General features: G+C 41.0%; 26 protein-coding genes. 10 read left to right on the top strand and 16 right to left on the bottom strand.

Annotation, left to right across the window (positions count from 1 at the left end; translation table 11 throughout):
• Positions 1–89 precede the first annotated feature (89 nt).
• The 6 genes from AAYR28_RS04945 to AAYR28_RS04920 form a co-directional block, all read right to left on the bottom strand.
• Positions 90–2,399, bottom strand: coding sequence for a YhgE/Pip domain-containing protein (locus AAYR28_RS04945; protein WP_065214193.1), 2,310 nt, complete (start codon positions 2,397–2,399; stop codon positions 90–92).
• Between the two features lie 64 nt (positions 2,400–2,463).
• The gene (locus AAYR28_RS04940; RefSeq protein WP_041117030.1) at positions 2,464–3,042 is read right to left on the bottom strand and encodes a TetR/AcrR family transcriptional regulator; all 579 of its coding nucleotides are present in this window, start codon (positions 3,040–3,042) and stop codon (positions 2,464–2,466) included.
• Positions 3,043–3,217: 175 nt separating this feature from the next.
• Positions 3,218–4,630, bottom strand: coding sequence for a protoporphyrinogen oxidase (hemY, locus tag AAYR28_RS04935; RefSeq protein WP_041117028.1), 1,413 nt, complete (start codon positions 4,628–4,630; stop codon positions 3,218–3,220).
• Positions 4,631–4,652: 22 nt separating this feature from the next.
• Complete coding sequence (gene hemH / locus AAYR28_RS04930) at positions 4,653–5,591, bottom strand: ferrochelatase (protein WP_024426557.1); 939 nt, start codon at positions 5,589–5,591, stop codon at positions 4,653–4,655.
• 32 nt (positions 5,592–5,623) lie between these two features.
• Positions 5,624–6,682 carry a uroporphyrinogen decarboxylase gene (gene hemE / locus AAYR28_RS04925; protein ID WP_024425464.1) on the bottom strand — a complete coding sequence of 353 codons (1,059 nt, stop codon included), beginning with the start codon at positions 6,680–6,682 and terminating at the stop codon, positions 5,624–5,626.
• Between the two features lie 125 nt (positions 6,683–6,807).
• Entirely contained in the window at positions 6,808–8,943 is a 2,136-nt protein-coding gene (locus AAYR28_RS04920; protein WP_345808942.1) for a PBP1A family penicillin-binding protein, read from the bottom strand.
• Between the two features lie 127 nt (positions 8,944–9,070).
• On the opposite strand from AAYR28_RS04920, the gene AAYR28_RS04915 reads away from it, so the two are divergent.
• Positions 9,071–9,556, top strand: a complete 486-nt coding sequence (locus tag AAYR28_RS04915) for an antibiotic biosynthesis monooxygenase family protein (RefSeq protein WP_024425462.1) — start codon at positions 9,071–9,073, stop codon at positions 9,554–9,556.
• Between the two features lie 64 nt (positions 9,557–9,620).
• Here AAYR28_RS04915 and AAYR28_RS04910 read toward each other — a convergent pair whose 3' ends face one another.
• Positions 9,621–9,773: a hypothetical protein gene (locus AAYR28_RS04910; RefSeq protein ID WP_224426392.1), complete on the bottom strand. Its 153-nt coding sequence runs from the start codon at positions 9,771–9,773 to the stop codon at positions 9,621–9,623.
• Between the two features lie 283 nt (positions 9,774–10,056).
• Here AAYR28_RS04910 and AAYR28_RS04905 point away from each other — a divergent pair, with 283 nt between their 5' ends.
• Positions 10,057–11,244, top strand: a complete 1,188-nt coding sequence (locus AAYR28_RS04905; RefSeq protein ID WP_340899061.1) for a M20 family metallopeptidase — start codon at positions 10,057–10,059, stop codon at positions 11,242–11,244.
• A gap of 27 nt (positions 11,245–11,271) precedes the next feature.
• On the opposite strand, the gene AAYR28_RS04900 is transcribed toward AAYR28_RS04905, so the two are convergent.
• Genes AAYR28_RS04900 through AAYR28_RS04890 form a run of 3 tightly spaced genes read right to left on the bottom strand, consistent with a single transcriptional unit; the run spans position 11,272 to position 13,978 of the window.
• Positions 11,272–11,979: an EcsC family protein gene (locus tag AAYR28_RS04900; RefSeq protein ID WP_046310440.1), complete on the bottom strand. Its 708-nt coding sequence runs from the start codon at positions 11,977–11,979 to the stop codon at positions 11,272–11,274.
• Positions 11,980–12,024: 45 nt separating this feature from the next.
• Entirely contained in the window at positions 12,025–13,245 is a 1,221-nt protein-coding gene (locus AAYR28_RS04895; RefSeq protein WP_144496550.1) for an ABC transporter permease, read from the bottom strand.
• Positions 13,238–13,978 (bottom strand): ABC transporter ATP-binding protein, encoded by a 741-nt coding sequence (locus tag AAYR28_RS04890; RefSeq protein WP_217008512.1) that lies wholly within the window; start codon positions 13,976–13,978, stop codon positions 13,238–13,240. Before AAYR28_RS04890 ends, AAYR28_RS04895 begins: the two co-directional genes overlap by 8 nt.
• Positions 13,979–14,464: 486 nt before the next feature.
• Between AAYR28_RS04890 and AAYR28_RS04885 the strand changes: the two genes are divergently transcribed.
• The 3 genes from AAYR28_RS04885 (at position 14,465) to AAYR28_RS04875 (ending at position 16,778) form a co-directional block, all read left to right on the top strand.
• A complete protein-coding gene (locus AAYR28_RS04885) occupies positions 14,465–14,893 on the top strand; it encodes an HIT family protein (protein WP_024425457.1) in 429 nt (142 codons plus the stop codon).
• A gap of 159 nt (positions 14,894–15,052) precedes the next feature.
• Complete coding sequence (serC, locus tag AAYR28_RS04880) at positions 15,053–16,132, top strand: 3-phosphoserine/phosphohydroxythreonine transaminase (RefSeq protein ID WP_034282206.1); 1,080 nt, start codon at positions 15,053–15,055, stop codon at positions 16,130–16,132.
• A 127-nt stretch (positions 16,133–16,259) separates the two neighbouring features.
• The gene (locus AAYR28_RS04875) at positions 16,260–16,778 is read left to right on the top strand and encodes a tryptophan transporter (RefSeq protein ID WP_024425455.1); all 519 of its coding nucleotides are present in this window, start codon (positions 16,260–16,262) and stop codon (positions 16,776–16,778) included.
• A gap of 253 nt (positions 16,779–17,031) precedes the next feature.
• On the opposite strand, the gene AAYR28_RS04870 is transcribed toward AAYR28_RS04875, so the two are convergent.
• Entirely contained in the window at positions 17,032–17,223 is a 192-nt protein-coding gene (locus tag AAYR28_RS04870) for a hypothetical protein (protein WP_024425454.1), read from the bottom strand.
• Positions 17,224–17,351: 128 nt separating this feature from the next.
• Here AAYR28_RS04870 and AAYR28_RS04865 point away from each other — a divergent pair, with 128 nt between their 5' ends.
• A complete protein-coding gene (locus AAYR28_RS04865) occupies positions 17,352–17,708 on the top strand; it encodes a YtxH domain-containing protein (RefSeq protein WP_024425453.1) in 357 nt (118 codons plus the stop codon).
• A gap of 187 nt (positions 17,709–17,895) precedes the next feature.
• Positions 17,896–18,516 (top strand): HTH-type transcriptional regulator Hpr, encoded by a 621-nt coding sequence (locus tag AAYR28_RS04860; RefSeq protein WP_024425452.1) that lies wholly within the window; start codon positions 17,896–17,898, stop codon positions 18,514–18,516.
• On the opposite strand, the gene AAYR28_RS04855 is transcribed toward AAYR28_RS04860, so the two are convergent.
• Positions 18,494–18,838, bottom strand: a complete 345-nt coding sequence (locus tag AAYR28_RS04855) for a YhaI family protein (RefSeq protein ID WP_070325666.1) — start codon at positions 18,836–18,838, stop codon at positions 18,494–18,496. The genes AAYR28_RS04860 and AAYR28_RS04855 overlap by 23 nt on opposite strands.
• A 232-nt stretch (positions 18,839–19,070) precedes the next feature.
• Between AAYR28_RS04855 and AAYR28_RS04850 the strand changes: the two genes are divergently transcribed.
• Both AAYR28_RS04850 and AAYR28_RS04845 read left to right on the top strand, forming a co-directional pair.
• Positions 19,071–19,592, top strand: a complete 522-nt coding sequence (locus AAYR28_RS04850; RefSeq protein ID WP_034282208.1) for a DUF3267 domain-containing protein — start codon at positions 19,071–19,073, stop codon at positions 19,590–19,592.
• Between the two features lie 82 nt (positions 19,593–19,674).
• Entirely contained in the window at positions 19,675–19,860 is a 186-nt protein-coding gene (locus AAYR28_RS04845; protein WP_072368131.1) for a hypothetical protein, read from the top strand.
• A 51-nt stretch (positions 19,861–19,911) separates the two neighbouring features.
• On the opposite strand, the gene AAYR28_RS04840 is transcribed toward AAYR28_RS04845, so the two are convergent.
• Both AAYR28_RS04840 and AAYR28_RS04835 read right to left on the bottom strand, forming a co-directional pair.
• Complete coding sequence (locus AAYR28_RS04840) at positions 19,912–20,001, bottom strand: YjcZ family sporulation protein (protein WP_017360317.1); 90 nt, start codon at positions 19,999–20,001, stop codon at positions 19,912–19,914.
• Between the two features lie 145 nt (positions 20,002–20,146).
• The gene (locus tag AAYR28_RS04835; RefSeq protein WP_008361129.1) at positions 20,147–20,233 is read right to left on the bottom strand and encodes a YjcZ family sporulation protein; all 87 of its coding nucleotides are present in this window, start codon (positions 20,231–20,233) and stop codon (positions 20,147–20,149) included.
• Positions 20,234–20,394: 161 nt separating this feature from the next.
• Between AAYR28_RS04835 and AAYR28_RS04830 the strand changes: the two genes are divergently transcribed.
• Complete coding sequence (locus AAYR28_RS04830; RefSeq protein WP_041117009.1) at positions 20,395–21,279, top strand: peptidylprolyl isomerase; 885 nt, start codon at positions 20,395–20,397, stop codon at positions 21,277–21,279.
• A 53-nt stretch (positions 21,280–21,332) separates the two neighbouring features.
• Here the strand turns inward: AAYR28_RS04830 and AAYR28_RS04825 are convergent, their stop codons facing one another.
• Together AAYR28_RS04825 and yhaM are read right to left on the bottom strand one after the other, a co-directional pair.
• Positions 21,333–21,563, bottom strand: coding sequence for a sporulation YhaL family protein (locus AAYR28_RS04825; protein ID WP_041089925.1), 231 nt, complete (start codon positions 21,561–21,563; stop codon positions 21,333–21,335).
• A 117-nt stretch (positions 21,564–21,680) separates the two neighbouring features.
• A complete protein-coding gene (gene yhaM, locus AAYR28_RS04820) occupies positions 21,681–22,628 on the bottom strand; it encodes a 3'-5' exoribonuclease YhaM (RefSeq protein ID WP_024425447.1) in 948 nt (315 codons plus the stop codon).
• Positions 22,629–22,656: the final 28 nt, after the last annotated feature.

Genomic DNA, 22,656 nt, shown 5'->3' with positions numbered 1-22,656 from the left:
CATCTCTTCTTAAAATATATCGCTTCAGGTTCGAGATGTCTAATTTCAAATGAAAAATCCTTCCTCTATAAAGAGAAAGGATTCATGAATTAAGCTTCGTCCTGTTTCATTTTTCTTACGTTCCAAGCAAAGTATGCTGTTGTTGCCGCCATCATGATGATCGCAACTGTTCCAAGGATCGCTGCTTGGTGCCATAAATAGCTGTCATCACCGCTTGCAATGATCGTTCTAAATCCGTTGATTGTATACGTCATTGGAAGCAGACTATGAATGACTTGGAAGAATTTCGGCACAAGTTCAAGCGGGAATGTACCAGCACTTGCTGCGAGCTGAAGAACCAAGATAATAACGGCAATGAAGCGTCCTGGGTTCCCCATAGTTGTCGCCAGCAGCTGAATGATCGCTAAGAATGTCAGACTGACGATAATCGCAAAGAGATAGAAGCGCCAGAGGCTTTCCACCTCAAGACCAAGCCCAAAGATGAGCATGGAGCTTGCAATGACTGCTTGCAGGATACCGACAAAGAGGAGTACGCTATATTTGCTGAAAAACCATTCAAACGCGTTTCTAGGGCGTCCAGCAGGGTCTTTCATTGGGAATACAACGGTGAGCATGAGAGCCCCTACAAAGAGTCCCATCGATAAAATATAAGGTGTGAGCCCTGTACCATAATTATCGATCTTTTTCGCTGTATCATTTTCTGTTTTCACGGGACTCGCAATCATATTGTAATTGTCTTGACCCGCATCAATTTCTCCTGTTTCATCAGCGGCACTTTTTAATTTATCGGACAGCTTACCTGTACCGCTCTTTAAATCTCCCAATCCTTTATCGAGTGATTTTGAGCCTTCAGCAAGCTTAGATGTGTTGCTTTGGATATTCGTTGAACCACTTTCCAGCTTATTTAACGCTGCACTCAGCTGGCTTGAACCATTCGCAAGCTTATCTGCACCGCTTTTCGCTGTATCCAGCTTTCCATTTGCTGTTTGCAGACCATCTTGTAATTGGCCTTGACCTGTTTGGAGCTTAAGTGCACCTTGATACAATTTATTCGTTCCAGATGTCATTTGATCAATCGCACTTTGTATCGCGACTGTAGATGTGTACAGCTGTTCCGTTTTCTTTGGCAGCTGTTTGACTTGCTGCAGCTGAGCTTTTGCAGAAGCAACCGCAGATTGAACCTCACTTGCATCAGGCAGTTCCTGCAAGGCCGCTAAGCTTTGTTCAAGTCCAGACAGATCTGGCAGTTCGATTTTAGGCAGACTGTCAAGCTGATCCATTGCCGCCTTTTTCTCTTCATCTGTCATTGAGCTGTTTTGGATGATGCTTTTTACTTTAGCATCTCGATTCGATAGCGCTTCTTTTAATGAAGCAAGTTTTGTACTAAACGTTTTTGCGTCTTTTTTCACCTGATCGAGTTTAGGCGCCATCTTTTCAAGATTCGCTAATTCTGGTGACGACAAGACTTTTTCTACTGCTTCAATTTTTTCTGAAAAAGATTGTGCTTTGTTGTTTAGCTGCTCAATACCCGCTGTGAATTGCGGCATTTTAGAAGCGAGCTGCTGATGACCTTCACGGCTTGTGTTTAACCCTTCAGTCAATGTATCAATTCCTGTACCAAGCTCTCCAAATTTCTGATCGATGGTTTGATAGCCTGTTAAGAGCTGGCCAAGTCCGCTGTCAAGAGATTGTATCCCTGTGTTCAGTTCACCCATTTTACCAGCAAATTGATGAACACCTTCGCTATAGGTTAACGTTCCTTCAGCCAATTTTGCTAAATTGTCCTTTAACTTGTTACTGCCATCTTTTGCATTTTTTGTTCCGTCATCAATTTTCTTCGCACCATCGCTTGCTTGATCTAAGCCTTTTGCAATCGTTTTGAAGTTATCAAAAATGACCTCTGCATAATTTTTTGTGACTTCCTTTGAAACCGAATCTTTTAATTTGATAATGGCATTATTCGCAATTTGTGACGCCGCATAGTTGGCGCCTGGATTCGTATAATATTTCAGATTCGATTTTTTTGGATGCTTATCAAGGACTGTACTTGCATTTTTCGAGAAATCCTTTGGTATTTCCACGACGAGATAATAATCCTCATTATTTAATCCCTTCACTGCCTTTTCTTCACTATCGACAAAGTTCCATTTGAAATTATCGTTTTTCTTTAATTCCTTCACTAAATCATCGCCGACATGCAGTGTCTTCCCGTCATAATGACTGCCTTCATCCAAGTTGACAACCGCTACAGGCAACTGATCGACTGTACCATATGGATCCCAGTACGCTTTTAAAAATACACCGCTGTAAATCAGCGGAATAAATAAGACAGCTAAAATCGGGATCAGTAGTTTTTTGCTCGTCACAATGTCTTTCCATTGATTCCGAATTAAATTCATTGCTGTTTTCCTCCCATAGATGAATGACTAAATTTAGAATTTGGTCATTTGAACTTAAAAAAAATTATGGTGCTGCTAAAAGTCCTTTGAGTACATAAAGTTCCAGCGACTCGGCCACCTCTTCTTTTGTTAAAGGCTCGTATCGCTTTTCCCAATCAAAAATAAGTGCAATATATAGTTTCACCATCACAAATGCAGTCAATTCAGGATCACATGGCTTAATGTCGCCTTTATCAATCGCTTCTTTTACTTTCGTTTTGATATAGCGAATGATCATTTGCTCCATCTTCTCAATCATTTCCTTGACCGCTGACGTGCCAAGCTCCGCACTTTCCTGAAAGATTTTGATTGTGAGCTGGTGGTTTTTTCGAAATTCCAATATTGCAAAGAGTGCTAAGTGAAGGTTTTCAGAGAAACTTTTTTCCTCATCCATTGCTTCATCCGCAATTTTCCTCATCTCCATTAAAAGGGATGTGAAAATTTCATCGAACAGCTCTTCTTTGTTTTTGAAAAAGGTATAAATGGTTCCTTTTCCGACGTTGGCAAGCTTCGCCACAAGGTCCATTGTGGTGGCTTTATACCCGAATTGAGTAAATGCCTTCGTAGCCCCGTCTAAAATCATTTGTCTCCTATCAACACTCATGATCTCACTCCCAAAATGACTATTTGAACGTTTTGGTCATTAAGTACAGAAAGTAATATACCACACCCTTTTCCCCGGATGCAACAATTTTGTTCACATTTATGATTCCCAACTCTTTTTGATTGATTCGAACATGAAAAACTCCCTTTCCATGACAGAAAAGGGAGTTGTTTTTTTATGAAAATAGGTAAGATAAAGCTTCTGAAATAGCAGCTTTTCCTTGATCAATACAATCAGGGATTCCGACACCTTCAAAAGCAGCACCTGTGATATAAACACCAGGATATGATTGCTTAAACGTTTCTCGCATGTTCGAAATAGCTTTTTGATGACCGACGTGATATTGCGGCATGCTCGTCTTCCAGCGAGTCACTGTCGTCAGTTCTGGATCTGCTTTAATATCCATGATTTTTTTCAAATCCTCCAGCACGATGCTGACGATTTGATGGTCTGACTGCTCGACAATTGATTCGTCGCCAGCTTTCCCTACATAGGCACGCAATAGCGTTTTTCCTTTAGGAGCTGTATGCGGCCATTTTTTGTTCGTCCACGTACAGGCTGTAATAGAGAAATCACTGTTTCTTGAGATGACAAAACCAGTACCGTCATATTCATTATGAACATCCTCTTCTTTAAAACCGAGTGCCACCGTTGCAACAGAAGTTGATGTCATATCATGCAAGTACTCAAGCCCTGCTTCTTTTGGAAACATGGAATAGATCGATTGATGCGGAGTTGTCACAATGGCTGAATCAGCAAAAAGCGTTTGACCGCTGTCTAACTGCACACCGTAGCCCCCATCTGTTTTTTCAATCTGCTGCACTTTTGTCCCTTTATAAATCGTTGTCAGCTTGAGCTTGCTTTCTACTGCTTCAACAAGCGCTTGCAGTCCTTGATTGATCGTTTGGAACTGCCCTTGTCTTTTCGCTGTCACTTGCTGCGCTTTCGCATGCTGCTGTGATTTTTTCATCCCAAGAATCAAACTGCGATGCTTTTGTTCTGTTTGATAAAACTGCGGGAAGGTAGACATTAAGCTGAGACGGTCAATGTCACCTGCATAAATGCCTGATAGAAGAGGTTCGATTAAATTCTCAACTACTTCATCACCGACACGTCTTCTAAAAAATTCACCGAGCGACTGATCTTCTGTTTGCTTGCTTTTTGGCAAGACGAAATCCATTGCGGCTCTCGCTTTTCCTGCAACTGAAAAAAGACCGGTTGTGATGAATGGGCTGATTTGAGTTGGAATACCCATGACAGCGCCTTTTGGCATCGGGTGAAGGGTTTCATTGACTAGTACATATGCCTGCCCTGTTTCATTATTGACGAGCTGATCTGCGAGACCCACATCCTTCGCCAGCTGCGGTCCACTGACCTTTCTTTCTAAAAATGAATCAGGTCCACGTTCAATGATGTAGCCGTCTTTATATAATGTTTGTATTTTTCCACCTAGCCTAGGGCTCGCTTCAATAAGAGATATTTGAATGGGAAGACCTTTTTCTTCGACTTCCTTTTCCAAATAGAAGGCGGCGGCTAAACCAGTGATGCCACCGCCAATGATGACAAGGTGTTTTTGATTGTCATGCATAGGATCGCCTTCTTTTATATAATTACTTGCTTTCGTCAAGCTTCTTTAATACGACAGTTGCGAGAGCATCAATAAATGCTGGTTTCGCATTTGGCATTTCTGGACGATAGTAGGCTGCACCGATTTCATCTGTCACGACTTTACATTCATAATCGTTGTCGTATAACACTTCAAGATGGTCAGCGACAAATCCAACAGGCACATATACGAACGTTTTATAGCCTTTTTGTTCGAATAGGTCACGTGTTAAGTCTTGAACGTCTGGTCCAAGCCATGGATCAGGCGTGTTGCCTTCACTTTGCCAGCCAATTTCATAATGTTCAATTCCTGCACCTTCTGCAATCATTTTGGCAGATTGTGCGAGCTGATCAGGATATGGATCTCCTGCTGCAATAATCTTTTCAGGAAGGCTGTGTGCAGACACAATGAGTACGGCTGATTCTCTTTCCTCTTCACTCATCGATGCATACGTATCCTTCACTTGTTTCACCCAATAGTCCACAAACTTCGGCTCATCGTACCAGCTTTCCACAGACGTAATCTTCAGATTGCCAAGCTTGTCTGCCTCATCTTGTGCACGCTTGTTATACGATTTCACGCTAAAGGTTGAAAAATGCGGCGCAAGAACAATACTCACTGCTTCTGTGATGCCGTCCTTGTGCATCTCTGCAACTGCATCCTCAATGAACGGCTCAATATGCTTTAAGCCAATGTAGACATGAAATTCAATGTCGTCTTGGATGTCGTTCAAATGATCACACAAACCATTTGCCTGCTGTTCGGTAATTTTTGATAAAGGAGAAATACCGCCGATTGCCTTGTAGCGATCCTTCAAATCTTGCAGCATCTCTGGCTCCGGCTTTCTGCCTCTGCGGATATGTGTATAATAACGCTCAATATCTTCTTCTTTATATGGGGTGCCATATGCCATGACAAGAAGTCCCATTTTCTTTTTCTCCACAACCAACACTCCTTCAGATCATTTGAAATAGTTTAGATGGATGATTTTTTATGTTTCGCTGAATAATCGTGAATAAAATCTGTCAGCTTCTTTAACGTATCTGGTGAAACATCTGGAAATACCCCATGACCTAAGTTAAAGATAAAGTGATCTGATTTCATTCCTTGATCTAAAATATCTTTTGCTCTCTCTTCAATGACTTCCCAAGGAGCAAGTAAAATGGTTGGATCAAGGTTCCCCTGTAACGTTTTTGTGAGCCCTTCTTTTCTTGCTTCGTCTACACTCATACGCCAATCCAGTCCAACCACATCAAGCGGCAGGTCATGCCAGTCTTTCGCTAAATGGCTTGCACCAACTCCATACATGATCATTGGGACGTTTTCAGACTTCAGCTCTGTGAAAATTCGCTGCATGACAGGCTTAATGAATGTCCGGTAATCTGCTGCATTTAAAGCACCAACCCATGAGTCGAAAATTTGAAATGCACTGACCCCGGCTTTTACCTGCGCGCGTATGTACGTAATCGTCATATCAGCTAACTTGTTCATGAGCAGCATCCACGCCTCAGGATCACTGTACATCAGTGCCTTTGTTTTATGATAATTTTTAGATGGGCCGCCTTCAATCATATAGCTTGCCATCGTAAATGGTGCGCCAGCAAAACCGATAAGCGGAACATTCAGCTGCTCCTTCGTTAAAAGCTGAATGGTATCAAGCACATATGGCAGGTCTTCTTCAGGATGAAGTTCCCCAAGACGTTCGATATCTGCTTTAGATCGAATCGGTGCATCAATCACAGGTCCAATTCCATTTTTAATTTCTACGTCCACTCCAATAGCCGGAAGCGGGGTCATAATATCTTTATATAAAATAGCGGCATCTACACCATATTGTTCTACAGGAAGTCTCGTTACATAAGCACATAGCTCTGGCTGATGCGTAATTTCAAATAGCCCGTATTTTTCTTTAAGGGCACGATATTCAGGCTGTGAGCGTCCTGCCTGTCTCATATACCAAACTGGTACATGGTCTGTTTTTTCCCCTTTACACGCCTTTAAGAACGTGTCATTAAAAACCTTCGTTTTTCCCATTACCTTTCATTCCACCTTTCGCCTTATACTCTCTTTTTGTACAAGGCTCAAACCTGCTTTTACTATACCGTTTTTTCAAGGCACGGTATACTAAAGCGGCTCAATGTTCAAAAAATCGCCGAATATTAACGTCCAAAAGCCTCTGGCTTGACATATGGACTGCCTTCGCCTTCTTCTTGCGTTTGAGTATTATATGGAACAACCTTATACTCTGCATTTGAAAATACATTGGCATACGGCATTGTATAGCTGCCCACGCCTGTCACTGTGTCGATCAGCGTCTCGCTTCCATTTCTCTTTTCATAAATGCGGTATTCAACGCGTTTATCCTCTTGATTGTTCCAAGACAGCTCTAATGTAAACAATCCTTTGATTTTAAACGCATAGCGGGCTTCAAATCCTGATAGTCCCTCTAAATGGATAGGCGACTCGAGCTCTTTTATCCCCTCTGGTTTTTCAAACGTTTCATTGGTGATTTGAGCTGCTGTTAAAATATCTTTAAACAGCTGCACCGGGAATTGACTGCCGCCGGTTAAATAGTGACTGTTATCGGTTTTGTCATACCCCATCCAAATCGCACCCGTTGTACTAGGCGTATAGCCGGCAAACCAAGCATCCTTTGTTGCACCTTTCACACCTGAATATGTGGTCGTACCTGTCTTACCTGCTAAATCTCCAGCGTATGAACCGCTCTGGGCTGTCCCGCCTTTGACGACTTGCTGAAGCATTCTTGTCATATTCCAAGCATTCTGCACGCTAAACACTCGTTCTTGCTTACCACGATTCTTTTCTACAGTTTCTCCTTCATCATTGGTGATTTTCTGAATGAAGAAAGGCTTTTTATATACGCCTTCATTTGCAAATGTATGGAAGGCTCCAGCGATCTGTAATGGAGAAACTCCTTTTTCTAAACCGCCAAGCGCCATGGCTAGTCCTTTATCCGAGATATCTATCCCCATTTTCTCAAGATATGATTTCGACGTGTCAATGCCCAGCTGGCTTAACGTCCACACAGCAGCGGTATTTTTACTTTTCATGAGGGCATCCACCATTGTGACCCTTCCTTCATACTGCCCATCGTAATTCTTTGGTGAATAGCCGTCATAGCTTTTTTCTTTGTCTTCAAGCAATGAATAAGGTCTGAATTTTTTCTCCTGCATTGCCGGACCGTAGACCGCGATCGGCTTAAAAACAGATCCAGGCTGCCTAACAGCTGTCACCCTGTTGTAGCCTCTCGCCTGATATTCTCGTCCACCGATGGCTGCTTTCACTCCACCAGACTCGTTATCAATGAATACGGCGCTGCCTTCCGGAGAACCGCTTTTTCCCGGGAAATAACGGTTGTTCTTCATCGCATCATATGCGGTTTTTTGCAGATTCATATCAATCGGAACTGTAATGGTATAGCCGCCTTGAAGCAATTGTTCATGTGAAATGGCATACTCTGACTCTGCTTCTTTAATGATGAGATCAACATAGCTGTCCACCCAAGGCGTTTCTGATTTCTTTTTCAAATGAATGCCTAGTGTTCTCCCTTTTGCTTCTACTGTTTCTGTTGAAGACAAATATCCTTGTTCATTCATTAAATTCAGGATGGTGTCCCGCCTTTGTTTATTTTTATCAGGGTGTAAAACAGGCGAGTAAGAAGATGGTGCCTTTGGCATCGCAGCAAGTGAAGCACCTTCGCTGACCGTTAAATCTTTGACATCCTTACTAAAGTAATAATTGGCTGCTGCCTGAATACCATAAACACCATGGCCAAAGTATAGCTGATTCAAATACATCTCAAGCAGCTTATCCTTTGAATAATCTCTTTCTAAGTTAATGGCAATAATGACTTCTTTTGTTTTTCGAAGAAAGGTTTTGTCATTTGTGAGAAAAATATTTTTTGCGAGCTGCTGGGTGATTGTACTGCCGCCCTCTACCTTCCCTCCTGCTAATATATCTCGATAAACCGCCCTTGAAATAGACTGTGCATCAATGCCGTGATGCTCATAAAAACGCTTGTCCTCAACAGCCACAAAAGCTTTTGCTACTTTTTCAGGCACCTCTTTTAATGACACAGGATCCCGATTTTCTGAATACATGCTTGTGAGTTCTTTTCCATTCTGATCAATGATTTTGGAGGAAGCGTGAAAAACAAGCTTCTTTTCATCTATGACATAATGTCCTAAAAATAAAATCGTCAGATAGCCAATAAATGAGAGTACGATGGTACTTCCTGCAATGACTAATGGAATGATTATCTTCTTTTTCTTCAAATTAGGTCACCTCATTCCTTTATACGGATAGTATGGGATGTATTGCTTCATAATATGTTTTATGGATTGACTGCCAAAGAATTATATATCATTCTTTTGTTATACTATCAAGCAGGAGGCGGTTTAGATGAATTTCTATATTACATATGGAACAGCAGATTTTTTGCATAAAATCGCAAAGAAACACCATCTGGAAAATCTGCTTTATATGGTCGGGAAAGAACAAGCAGCTCTTTTTCATGAAACGGAGGGTGAGACTGTATTTAAAGCCCCTCATGCCTATGATGTGATTTATGCGAAAGGCGAGCTTGTCCAATCTGGTTTCGTCACCTTGAATCATATCCCTGTTAAGCTTGAAAGCAGAGCACTGTTTGAATCCACCTTTCAGAAAAAGACGAACATCTCAGAACATCAGCGCGGCTTCCAGGCTATTCGCGTTTTAAGACCGCAAAAAGATGAAGAAGTTTATTTGATTTTGACACTTTGGGAATCAGAGGACTTATTTCAAGACTTTCAAGAATCAGAAGCATTCTTTCAGCCACACGAGGATACAGGCTCCATTTTCTCTCGTCCAGCTTACCTCACATCCTACCATGCCGTCACAGACAATTAAGGAAGTGCTGCTCTCAGCACTTCTTTTTTTCATCAAAAAAAGCCCAGTCGATGGGCTCTTCATTTTATGAGCTTGATTTCAGCTCGTACCGATGAATGATCGGCTGAAGCACATAGAAATTCAGCAATATCCAACCTAATAAGACCGGCCACTTCAACATAGGTGAAGCACCTTTCAATTGAATCAGCAGCACCAATAGTGGAATCAAGCAGATCATGAAAAAACTCATTTTTGAGAGAAATGTTTCTTTAATTTGATGCCGGCAGCTTGGACACATCATCATTTTCGTATGTGATAAATGAAATTTTTCGACGAAAGAAAATGTTTTTGAACAATTTGGACAGCTTCCCAACGCTACTCCTCCCTTTCCCTGCTTCATATCAACTTCGACTTTTATGTAAAATGACCTTTTGATACTGACCACGAAATCCTCTTCTGTTGAAAGATTCTAACAATTACCATACAATCAGTAAAAGAGCATGAAGGAGGTTTTCGATTCAATGACAATATCCACTTTACAAAAAAGCATCAATGAACGTCTTGATGAACATTATGAGGAAATGGTTGAAATTAGACGCCATCTCCATATGAATCCTGAACTTTCTTTTCAGGAAGAAGAAACAGCCGCTTTCATCGCCAGCTACTATGATACATTACAAATACCTACGCGCACCAAGGTGGGCGGTCATGGCGTACTCGCTTTTATTGAAGGAGCTTCTCCGGGACCAACCATTGCCCTCAGAGCTGATTTTGATGCACTTCCCATCCACGATGAAAAAGATGTACCTTACAAATCAACAAAGCCTGGTGTGATGCATGCGTGCGGTCACGATGGGCATACTGCGACACTTCTTGTATTAGCAAAAGTCTTGCATACGCATCGTGATCAATTAAAAGGAAAGATCGTCCTCATTCATCAGCATGCGGAGGAATATGCTCCCGGCGGTGCAAAACCAATGATTGAAAACGGCTGTTTAGACGGTGTCGATGTGATATTCGGTACGCACCTTTGGTCTTCAGAGCCTTGTGGCACGATTCTTTATAAAAGCGGGAACTTTATGGCAGCGGCCGATCGTTTCTCCATTCAAGTCCAAGGGAAAGGCGGACACGGCGCTCAGCCTCATTTAACAAAAGATGCCGTACTCATCGGTTCACAAATCGTCGCAAACCTGCAGCAAGTCGTTGCACGTAAAGTCAATCCGATTGATTCTGCTGTTGTTTCTGTTGGAGGTTTTGTAGCAGAGAATGCCTTTAACGTTATTGCAGATTCAGCTGTTTTAACTGGTACTGCACGATCCTTTGAAGAAAGTGCACGGCATATTATCGAACGAGAAATTGAACAGGTGGTAAAAGGGGTATGCCAGATGCATGATGCTGCCTACACATATGAGTACGTCAGAGGATACCCTGCTGTCAAAAACCATCCAAAGCCGACTGAATATATTGCTGGCATCGCAAACCAGACAGAAGGTGTCACAGAAGTAAAAGAAGCGGAAACCCAAATGGGCGGAGAAGACTTTGCTTACTACCTTCAGCATGTCCCTGGTACCTTCTTCTACACAGGCGCCATGCCCGAAAACAGCCAGGACGTGTATCCACATCATCATCCAAAGTTTGATATCAACGAAAAAGCAATGCCTATCGCAGCAAAGGTACTCGCGAACACTGTTCTTTCCTACAATGAATAAAAAAAGCCGCTGTCATCAGCGGCTTTTCTATTTCATTTCTTTCAATATTCGCAAGTGAAACACATGGCGTGCGACCTCTCCGAGCTGTCCTGTCAGCTGATGATTCGCCACCCCGCCAACAGCGGCTCCGACGACCGGCATTAATTGAAACAGCTTTACAAGATCAATGTAATCTCGATACTCTTGCTGAAAGCTGTACCAATCCATTTCCTCGCGGCTCGTTTCCCAATCATCTATGATCTTCATCATTTTTTGACGATGGGCACTGCTGGAAAAGGCGAGCTGAAATATACAGAGCAAAAAGAGTCTTTCCTCCTTTTGAGATAAATCAAAGCCATAAATACACGCCAGCTCATAAAGACATTTCATTTTTATGCTTAACAGCAGCGGAAAGTCTGCCATTCCGAGGAATAAACCGCCTGCACCTGTTCCAACCCCTTCGATAGCTGCCGCCTTTTGGTAATACTTCACTTTATCCTTTGCCAGTTCATTTCGTTCTACAATAGATAATTGTTCATCAATCACTGAAAATGAAGTAAAGTGTGATCCTGATACGGTGGATTCAACCATTGTTTTGACTGCACTTGTGATGACTTGATGAAACCTTGCAGGAATTCGGCGGTTCACATGCTGCTGAACTCCTTTTGAAAACCGTTCGATCTTTGAAGGTTTTCTTAAAAAACGTGTTTGAAAAAGAATGGCTTCTTCATACAACTCTCGTTCAGCTGCATTCATCCGGTTCCCTCCTTGATGTCATCATACGCTCGCTGTAATCTCCACTTATCTCATCTTTTTTAACCTGCTTTGTACGTAAGGCTTAAAGAGGACAAGCACAAATGCTAAAGAAATAAGAAAGGCAAGTCCGCTTCCCTGCCAGCCTCCCGCTGGAAGTACCGCACAGCTCAGCAAGATTGATTGGATGATCAGCACATTACGGACGAGAACAAAAAAGCTTCGATCCTTTTCTTTTTGAGAAACTGGATAAAGTGCCTGTAATGAAAGATGAGCAAAGTGCTTCGTTAACGGCACAAGCTGTACACCTGTGATAAATACTGTGAACAAGACAAGTAACGCACCCACCCAGCCTGCTGCACCTGTATACAAAATAATCAGGACAAACACGGCCGTTAATCTTAAAACGAGACCAAAATAGTCATTTGAGCGTACAAACGCCCTCACATACATATAAGAAAAAGTTTTACGCTGATCGTAAGGAACAAACTTCATAAGCCAATCCATGTATGCTCTTCTTTTCACCTGTTTCTTTAAGTGAGGCACATCTGTAAATAAGTTTGCTAAACGATAAAAGCGCTGCTTCCGTTTTAATTCATCAGAAATATGCATTTCCCATTGAAAGGGCTGTTTTTTCACTGCATTTGTTAAGTAGACGAGATAGACACCGTAGATAAGATAAAAAACGATTGCAATCACATAGGCTGCCTGTAAGACGGTGTAGATCAGCATCATATTTAATAGAAAACGAAGGGCTGCATCGAGCCATCTCACGTGTTTTCCTTGAAAATATGTGATTCTCCATTGAATGGCTGTATTCAGGCCCTTTATTAAGATCATTTGCGCCAGTATCAGCACATACCCCGTGATGCCTCCTGAAGACACCGCCGAATAAAGAGGAAGTGCGACAATGGATACAGCAATGAGAGGAAACAGCTGAGAAATGAAGCTAAAATTAAACGCTTGTTTTAGGTAAGGCTCCATCTTCCCTTCCAAAGGAAGCAAAAACACGAGATCGGCTTCTTTAATCAACGTACGTACATATGAGCTTGTGAGTACCAATGAGAAAACAACTGCCATCACCCAGTAGGATGGGAAGTGAGCCGGAATATGTTTAAGCCAGCTGCTGTACCAGCTTGCTCCGCCTGCAAGGAAAAAAATGAGCACAATGACAAGATGATCGTTGAACATGTATTTTAAGTATTTTCTTGTTTCTTGTACGTGTTCCTCTAGTCTTGATTTCCAAATGGTTTGTGTTGTTTTACTCATAGCTTTCTTCCTTTGTTAATTCCAAATAAAGATCATCGAGTGTCGCATCTCTCATATTGAACTGTTCTCTCAGCTCTGCCAGCGTTCCTTTCGCTCTGATTTCCCCTTCGTGCAAAATAATAAAGGAATCACAATAGCGCTCAGCTGTCGCTAAAATATGCGTTGACATCAGGACACTAGCGCCGCTTTTCTTCGCAGCATTCATCCGTTCAAGCAGTGCATTGATTGCAAGAGGATCAAGCCCTAAAAACGGTTCATCGATGATATACAGCTCTGGTTCCACAAGGAATGCACACATAATCATGACCTTCTGCTTCATTCCTTTTGAAAAATGAGCAGGGAACCATTTCAGCCGTTTCTCCATTCGAAATTCTTTCAGCAATGATGGCAGGCGTTCTTCTAATTGTTCCTTTGATAGACCGTACGCCATCGCTGTCAGCTCTAAATGCTCTTTTAACGTTAATTCTTCATATAAAACAGGTGTTTCAGGAATAAACGTAAATTGTGAACGATACGCCTCTTGGTCGTCTTGAAGAGTTCGTCCATTCAATTCAATGACACCTTTATGCGGTTTCATGAGCCCGATAATATGGCGGATGGTTGTACTTTTCCCCGCCCCGTTTAAGCCAATGAGACCGACGATTTGATTTCTTTCTAATTCAAATGAAATATTTTTTAGAACGGGATTCTTCGTATATCCACCCGTTACATCTTTTACAGTGAGAAGGGACATGAATTCGTTCCTTTCTTTCTTTTTTCCTTTATAGTAACAAAAACGAATGATAATTTGAAATGTTTACCTATAGATGAGTCATGAATAAAAAATAGGCGCTTTGGTCATCATAATGTATGTAGAAGAAATGAACTTGATGACCAATAAGTAAATGAGGTGTTTGTTAAAGGCAAAGAACCGCATGACAAGTTGGTTTTTCATCTAAAAACCTTAGCTTCTGTTTTGCTTCACTGATTCTTGATTTTTGTGTCCTATACAATATGTATACGACAAACCAAAACGTCAAATGAGGTGTTTACGGCAGAAATAGCAGGCATATGAATTCTTTATTTCAGTAAATAAAGAATTCAAAAGGCATTCGAATGAAAGCATCAGCATTTCTTCTGCAGGAGCAGGATGAGCGACCAAAGGAGTTCGCTTGTCCTGTTTTCTTTTTTGCTTCTTTTTGTGATACGATAAAGGAAAAATAATGAGGAGTGACATGGCGTGAGCGACTGCATTTTTTGCAAGATCATTGATGGAGACATTCCATGTGCAAAAGTATATGAAGACGAGCATGTATTGGCTTTTCTTGATATCAGCCAAGTAACAAAAGGACATACCCTTGTAATCCCGAAAATACATAAAGAAAACATCTATGAGATGACACCAGAAGTGTCTAACCACTACTTCCAAGCGATTCCGAAAATTGCAAGGGCGATCAAACAGGAATTTGAACCAATCGGGTTAAACCTCCTGAACAACAACGGTGAAAAAGCCGGACAATCGGTATTCCATTACCATATGCACATCATTCCGCGCTACGGAAAAGGTGATGGCTTTGGTGCCGTATGGAAATCACATCAAGATCAATACACGTCAGAGGATTTAAAAGACATTTCTTCTGCCATCCACACGCGGCTTACCTCATCTTAACAGATGAGGTTTTTCTTATTTTCACCCCTTTTCATCGCTTCCGCCTTTTAATAGTAAGATATTTTGAACGATTCAATTTTTTTGTCCAAATGCTTCAAATTTGTGATAGGATGGTTTTATCTTTTGATCCATTAACGCGAGAAATAGGGAGAGATTGTGATGAAGCGAACGACGAATTTTAATGCTGGTCCGGCGGCATTGCCGCTAGAAGTGCTTCAAAAAGCACAGGAAGAACTTGTTGATTTTAAACAAACTGGGATGTCTGTGATGGAGCTTTCTCATCGCAGCGGTGAATATGAAGCAGTCCACAATAAAGCAAAAGCGCTTTTAGTGGAACTGATGGACATTCCAGAAGATTATGAAGTCCTCTTTTTACAAGGCGGAGCTAGTCTTCAATTTGCGATGATTCCTATGAACTTCTTACATGAAGGCGAAACAGCTCATTTCATTCAAACAGGCGCTTGGTCAGAAAAAGCATTGTCAGAAGCAAAAGGGTTTGGTCAGACATCTGTGCTTGCTTCAAGTGAAGATGACAACTACTCGTATATTCCAGAAGTAGATGCATCCGGTTTAACAGATGGCGCTTACTTACATATCACATCGAACAATACAATCTTCGGCACTCAGTGGAAAACGTTCCCGAACACGTCACTCCCGCTCATTGCGGATATGTCCAGTGATATTCTCAGCAAAAAAATAGACGTTTCTTCATTTGATCTCATCTATGCCGGGGCACAAAAAAACCTAGGGCCTTCAGGTATCACGATTGTGATTGCGCGCAAACGTTTATTAGAGAAAGAGAAAAGCAGCACGCCAAAAATATTAAAATATTCAACACACGCAAAAGCCAATTCTCTTTATCATACACCACCGACTTTTGCGATTTATATGCTGTCACTTGTCCTTGAGCATGTCAAACATGCTGGCGGTGTAGAAGCAGCGGAAAAACGCAATGAACAAAAAGCAGGCATTCTCTATGATACCATTGATCAAAGCGGCGGTTTTTATCAAGGACATGCGCGTGCTGACAGCCGTTCTCATATGAACGTCACCTTTACTCTTCGTGATGATGCACTTACTTCTTCCTTTGTGGAAAAAGCAAAGCAAGAGCAAATGGTTGGACTTGCCGGCCACCGTTCTGTCGGCGGATGCAGAGCATCTATTTACAATGCGGTCTCAATAGAAGACTGCCAAAAGCTTGCGGACTTTATGAAAAAGTTCCAGCAAGAAAATGAGTAAAAAGGCTTTTCTATAGGGAAATAAATTTGTTATAATAACGAAAAATATAAAGTCATGACTCTTGCAATAAATGATGAGCCATATTATTGGAGAGTCCTATAAGAGCTTAGCAGAGGAGAGCATAGAAATGAAAACAAAAGAATTAGTGATTATGTCATTGCTTGCAGCAATGGGCGCTGTTTTGCATACGATTTTCCCGCCCATCTTTTTCGGAATGAAACCTGATATGATGCTGGTCATGATGTTTTTAAGCATCATCCTTTTCCCAAAGGTTCAGCATGTTGTCGTGATTGCGCTAGTGACTGGCGTGATTTCTGCATTAACAACGGGATTCCCAGGCGGACAAATTCCGAATATGATTGATAAACCAGTGACAGCCTTTATCTTCCTAGCCCTTTTCTTATCTTGCTTAAAGATAAAGAACAAAGTGGTGCTGACCGCTGTGTTAACTGCGATTGGAACCATCGTATCCGGTGTGATTTTCCTATCTGCCGCTTTACTGATCACTGGACTGCCAGCTGCATTACCGGCACTTCTTGTGGGCGTGGTCCTGCCAGCAGCCGTGATTAATACCATTGCTATGGTATTTGTCTTCCCAATTGCTCAGTCCATTTTAAGACGTGCAAGAATGATAGAAGTTGCTTAACGAATAACCGAACCTCTTCATGATAGATGAAGAGGTTTCAGATTGTTGACAAAGGGCTAAAATGATCTTGATTTTAGCCCTTTGTCTTCTTTTCAGCGTGATAGAAAACCTTTGAAGTCTAGGAAGGACGAGTACTGGCGCGGAGCGAATTTGATATTCGTGAGCACCAGCACGCAGGACTGACAAAGAATGCGAGGGTTTGTCTACACTCTGGAACCTCTTCATGATAGATGAAGAGGTTTTTTTCATGCTTTTATAAAAGAAAAAGGGTCAGCAGCAAAATGAGGAGCGAAATTCCTGCACCAGCCGCACACACAAGTGCTTTTTGCTTTAATACATGTTTTGGCGGATAAGACCCTGCATACCCAAGCTGTCTTGCATAATGAATAGAACCACCTGTAAAAACGATGACGATACACATAAAAACGAACAGAAAGACAGACAACCTTCTCCCCTCCCTTTTCTTCAAAAGTATGCTAAAATAAAGCAAGCTATGTATGGAAGTTCAATGAAGCTGATCGTCAGCTCAGAGAGAACATGCGAATGTGTAAAATTTGACTAGAGGTGATTTGAATGGCTAGTGGACGTTCTTTATTAACAGGATTATTTGTAGGCGGTCTCCTCGGAGGTGCGGCAGTGCTCCTGACGACTCCCTCTTCTGGCAGAGATGTGCGCGGAAAAGTGAAAGACGGCTATGACAAATTCGAAGATACGCTGACAAAATTAAAAAGAGACGGACAAGCTTTAAAAGAACAAATTGTGGAAACAGCAAAAGAAAGCGCAGAGGTGATTAAAGAAGTCGGGTCTGAATTGCAAACATCGATTCAGCAATGGCGCGAAGAAATCAAACCTCATCAGCAGGACTTACAAAAGGAAATTCAGGAAATTGAAGAAAAGCTCAAACAACTGGAGAAAACCTTACAAAACTAATATACTCACAAAAAAATATTCGTTTACAAAAGTGTGCGGGGTGCGTATCCCGCACTTTTTTTGTTGAAAAAAGGTTATTTTGACAATGTTTTTCATGACTTTTAAAAATTCTTGAATTTTCAGCTTTATTAATCTTTATTTTATTGGCATAATAGAATTACAAGAAAAAGAGAAGTAGGTGAAATGGATGAATCATTCGGAACAGCCTTTCGATGTAAAAGAAGCACTTTTATTCAGTCAAAGAATGGCCCAATTGAGCAAAGCTCTTTGGAAATCCATTGAAAAGGACTGGCAGCAGTGGATCAAACCGTATAACCTAAATATCAATGAACATCATATTTTGTGGATTGCGTATCAATTAAAAGGAGCTTCAATATCAGAAATTGCAAAGTTTGGCGTCATGCATGTATCAACGGCGTTTAACTTCTCCAAGAAACTGGAGGAACGAGGATTTTTAAAATTTTCTAAAAAGTTAAACGATAAACGCAATACGTATATTGAGCTAACGCCAAAAGGCGAAGAGACATTCCATAAACTACTCGAAGATTATGACCCGGCCCGAACTGGTATTGTCAAAGGCGCACAGCCGCTTCATGACATTTACGGAAAGTTCCCTGAGATTTTAGAAATGATGTGTATCATCCGAAACATTTATGGTGAGGATTTCATGGAGATTTTTGAGAAATCGTTTTCAAACATTGAGAAGGACTTTTTGAATGAGCAAGGAAAAGTCACAAAAAAGACTGAGGAACTTGAAAACTCAGCTGAGGCAGCAGAAAAAGCGTCTAAAACAAATCAAATTGTTTAATGATCTTTATAAATTCATTCATTAGCGGCTGAAAGAGCCCTTGATCATGCAAAGCAAATATTGTCTCATGAACATCCAGCTTTTCAATTAACTGTCCCGCAAAGAGCGCAAGGAGATCGTCAAACATGACGTAGCCTTGTGCTTTTTGCTTATCCATTTCCTCTGAAAGCTCAGCACAAATACGCTCAATTTCCTCTGCCTCTTCTTTCGATACACGCTGCCTGATCAATAACGCATAATATGGATAACGGCTCATATCGGCTACCGTCAATAAAAGTTCCATATAATATTCAAGCTGGCTCATTCGTTCCTCAATACTCATGTACGTTCCCTCTTTCTCTTAGTCCTTCTATTTTAGCCGAAATTACTCATTGACGAAAGAGACGAACCTCCCCCTTCTGTTCTTTTTTCTTGAAAAACCCAAAGTTTCCTCTCTTTATTCCATATGAAGGCACCATTTTATTTTTTTTCATCAAAACCATTGATTTTTATCCTCAGGAAGAGTAAATTATCTTGAGATATTCAATTCGATTTTTAGATTGGAAGGATGAAAAATGAATTGTTGGAAGACCATTAATCTTGAAAAGGATTATGGTTATACGAGAATGATGATTTCAGCCATAAGTCTTGCTATCCTTTTTTTCATTATGGCATTTTTATGTTTTCAACTGACTCATCCTGAAACGCGGCTAAGCAGCCATAACGCACCGCTTTTTGCCGTGCTCTTACTTGTGACATTGCTTGTCCACCGTGTGGTTCACTTGATCCCAGTGATGAAAAATAAGAAAAAAATGACGCTATTGATGAAACGAAATTGCTGGCAGCGCGTGCCTAAGAAAGTGATGCTTTTTTCACTTCTCAGCCCGTTTTGTGTCATCTCACCGGTTTACTTTTTGTTAGGCGTGGCGTTTCCTATGTACGCACACTATTTTATCATCATCGCAAGTATACATGCAGGCTATTGTTTGCCTGACTTTTTATTTGCATGGAAGCTGCTCAAAGCACCTAAATCCTGCATCATCGATCAAGCTCAAGACGAGTTTGATATTTTAGTTGACCAAACTTCCTCATCATGAGGTTTTTAAAGCCAACTTCTATCTTTTTCATAAAAAATTTGGTAATGTAGTATGGGAATAGCATAGAGAGGGGGGATCTCCGATAGTTTTATTTTACTTCATCGTCTTTGCCGCGTTTATTGTGTATTCAATAAACAGGCTTACTAATACATTATGCCTTGTCAGAGAGATTCCTGAAGAACGGCAAGATAAGGTGTTTCGCTTTATCAATGTATCGATACTGATCTTACTTATCTCATCATTTGTTGAAATTACCATTTCCATTTAAGATCAAAGCAAAAGCTGCCAGTTTGAGGGCAGCTTTTTGTGTATATTTTCATTAGCAAATCCAAGATGCACCGATGATGATCAATAAAATAAATAATACGACGACTAGTGCAAAACCGCCAGCAAAGACTTCTCCTCCCATGTGAAAACACCTCCTGCCAGTTCTTCCTCTGTTCTAAGCTCAGTGTATGCAGAAAAATAAAAAACGTTTAGGCACCTGTCATCGTTTGAAAAAAGAACCGCCCTCACGCACGGCAGGACGGCTCCCTTCTGTCACAGCGATTTAATTAGTAAAGATATGCTGCACCAACGATGATCAGCAAAATGAATAGCACGACCAATAAAGCAAACCCATTAGAATATCCTGCTCCCATATAATTCAGCCTCCTTTTTGTGATCACTATATGTGTATGTCGCGCGCAATTTTTTGACTAGACGAATGCCCTTCCATTTGCATTTCTTTTTACAGCGTGTCACAATATGTTATGATACAAGCAATGATAAATAAATTGGAAAGATTAGGAGTGTTTTTTGAATGAAAAAAATGGCTTTAGCAGCTGTAACAGCAGTAAGTGTTTTAACTCTTGGCGCATGCAGTAGCGGTGATAAAGATGTGATCGCCACAACAAAATCAGGAGATGTCACAAAAGGAGAACTTTATACTACTCTTAAGAAACAAGCAGGTGGAGATGCTTTAAACCTACTTGTTCAACAAAAGGTTCTTGCTGACAAATACAAAGTATCTGATAAAGAAATTGATAAGAAATTGGAAGAATATAAAAAGACACTTGGTGAAGATCGTTTAAAACAGCTTCAAGATGAATTCGGTAAAGATTACATCAAAGATCAAGTGAAATATGAGCTGCTGACTCAAAAGGCTGCCAAAGCTAACATCAAAATCACTGATAAAGAAGTAAAATCGTATTACGATGACCTTAAAGGAAAAATCCGCGCAAGTCACATTTTAGTAGCTGATAAGAAAACAGCTGACGAAGTGGAAAAGAAATTAGATAAAGGTGAAAAATGGGATGCCCTTGTCTCTGAATATTCAACTGATACTGCTTCAGCAGCACAAGGCGGCGATGTAGGCTGGTTCGCAAAAGAAGGCCAAATGGACGAGAACTTCAGCAAAGCTGCTTTCAAACTAAAAGTAAATGAAATCAGCAAGCCAGTAAAATCCCAATTCGGCTACCATATCATTAAAAAGACTGAAGAACGCGGTAAATATGATGACATGAAAGCGGACTTGAAAAAAGAACTGCTTGACCAAAAACAAGCAGACACAAATGAAATCCAAAACATCTTAAACAAATTAGTAAAAGATGCTGATGTGAAAGTAAAAGATAAAGAGCTTCAAAAAACGTTCAAAGAAAAATCTGAACAGCCTGCACAAAATCAGCAGCCTCAACAAGGCCAGTAATCACAAAAAAACCCTCTGCCGTCATCGTGCAGAGGGGTTTTTGTATGACGAGATTAAGCAATCGAATGATCTTCATGTGCCGCAGTATCCTGCGATCTTTTCACCTGCTGATCCTGACGTCTGCGCTCTCTTTCCTGTTCCATTCGCTCGATAAAAATTTCTCCTTCCTTTTCAATAAAGGATTGATCAATCTCTTGCTCCTCTTTGGCTGTTGTCATTAATTTATACGCACAGAAAATAATGCCGATGATACATGCATACACCCACCACGGAAAAAACAACATTTTTTCATCGCCTCCTTTTCTTAAGGACATTCCTCTCTTCCTTTGTGTTACATGCTTATGCGAAAAGAAGACAAGTTATGAAAAAAAACGCCCGCATAAACGGACGTTTTGACATGATTATTCGTGATGGAAGGTTGGTTTATAAAACGAACGATTCTCAAGTGCAAAAATACGTTCTGTATATTCTCCTGGTTTCACATGCTCAAGCGCACGATCCATCATGTTCATTTTCGCATCTAAATTATCAATATAGTGGAGAATTTCAGCTTCTTTTACCATTGGTGGTTTCGGGCTGCCCCATTCTCCTTTTCCATGATGACTCAGGACTAAGTGCTGTAAAATGAGAATTTCCTCTGAATCAATGCTAAGCTCTTCCGCAGCTTTCGCAATTTCTGTCACCATAATGGAAATGTGGCCAATTAAATTCCCTTCCACAGTATATGTCGTGGAGACTGGGCCCGAAAGCTCTTTGACTTTCCCTAAATCATGAAGAATGATACCTGAATATAAAAGATCTCGATCTAGTGATGGATATAGGTCAACAATGGATTTTGCTAAATGCAGCATAGACACGACGTGGTAGGCGAGTCCAGAGACAAATTCGTGATGATTTTTTGTCGCTGCTGGATAATCAGCAAATTCCTGTCCATATTTCTTCAGCAAATGCCTTGTAACACGCTGAATATTAGGGTTTTTCATATCAAAGATATATTGCATAATCGTATCCATCATATCGTGTTTTGGAATAGGAGCTGTTTCGAGAAAGTCATCAATTCGAATTTGCTCGTTTTCAGCAACAGGGCGTATATTCCTAAGCTTCAGCTGATTCCTCCCGCGATAATGATGAATGTCGCCTACTACCTTCACGATGGTTTGCGGTCCATAGGTGATTTCATCATTCTGCTTTGCATCCCATAGTTTCGCCTCAATATCTCCACTTTGATCTTGAAGAATGAGCGTTAAAAATGGTTTGCCATTACTTGCAATTCCTTTAGTAGATGATTTAATTAATAAATGCAGGTCAACTTGTTCGCCGACATCATAGGTCATGATCCCTTTAGCCATTCAATAAAAGCTCCTTCCATGTTTCTGC

Origin of the sequence: Bacillus safensis (assembly GCF_039619585.1) — a bacterium.
GTDB lineage: Bacteria > Bacillota > Bacilli > Bacillales > Bacillaceae > Bacillus > Bacillus safensis.
The sequence above is the reverse complement of the archived record's forward strand: the minus strand, read 5'-3'. Positions and strand labels throughout refer to the sequence as shown.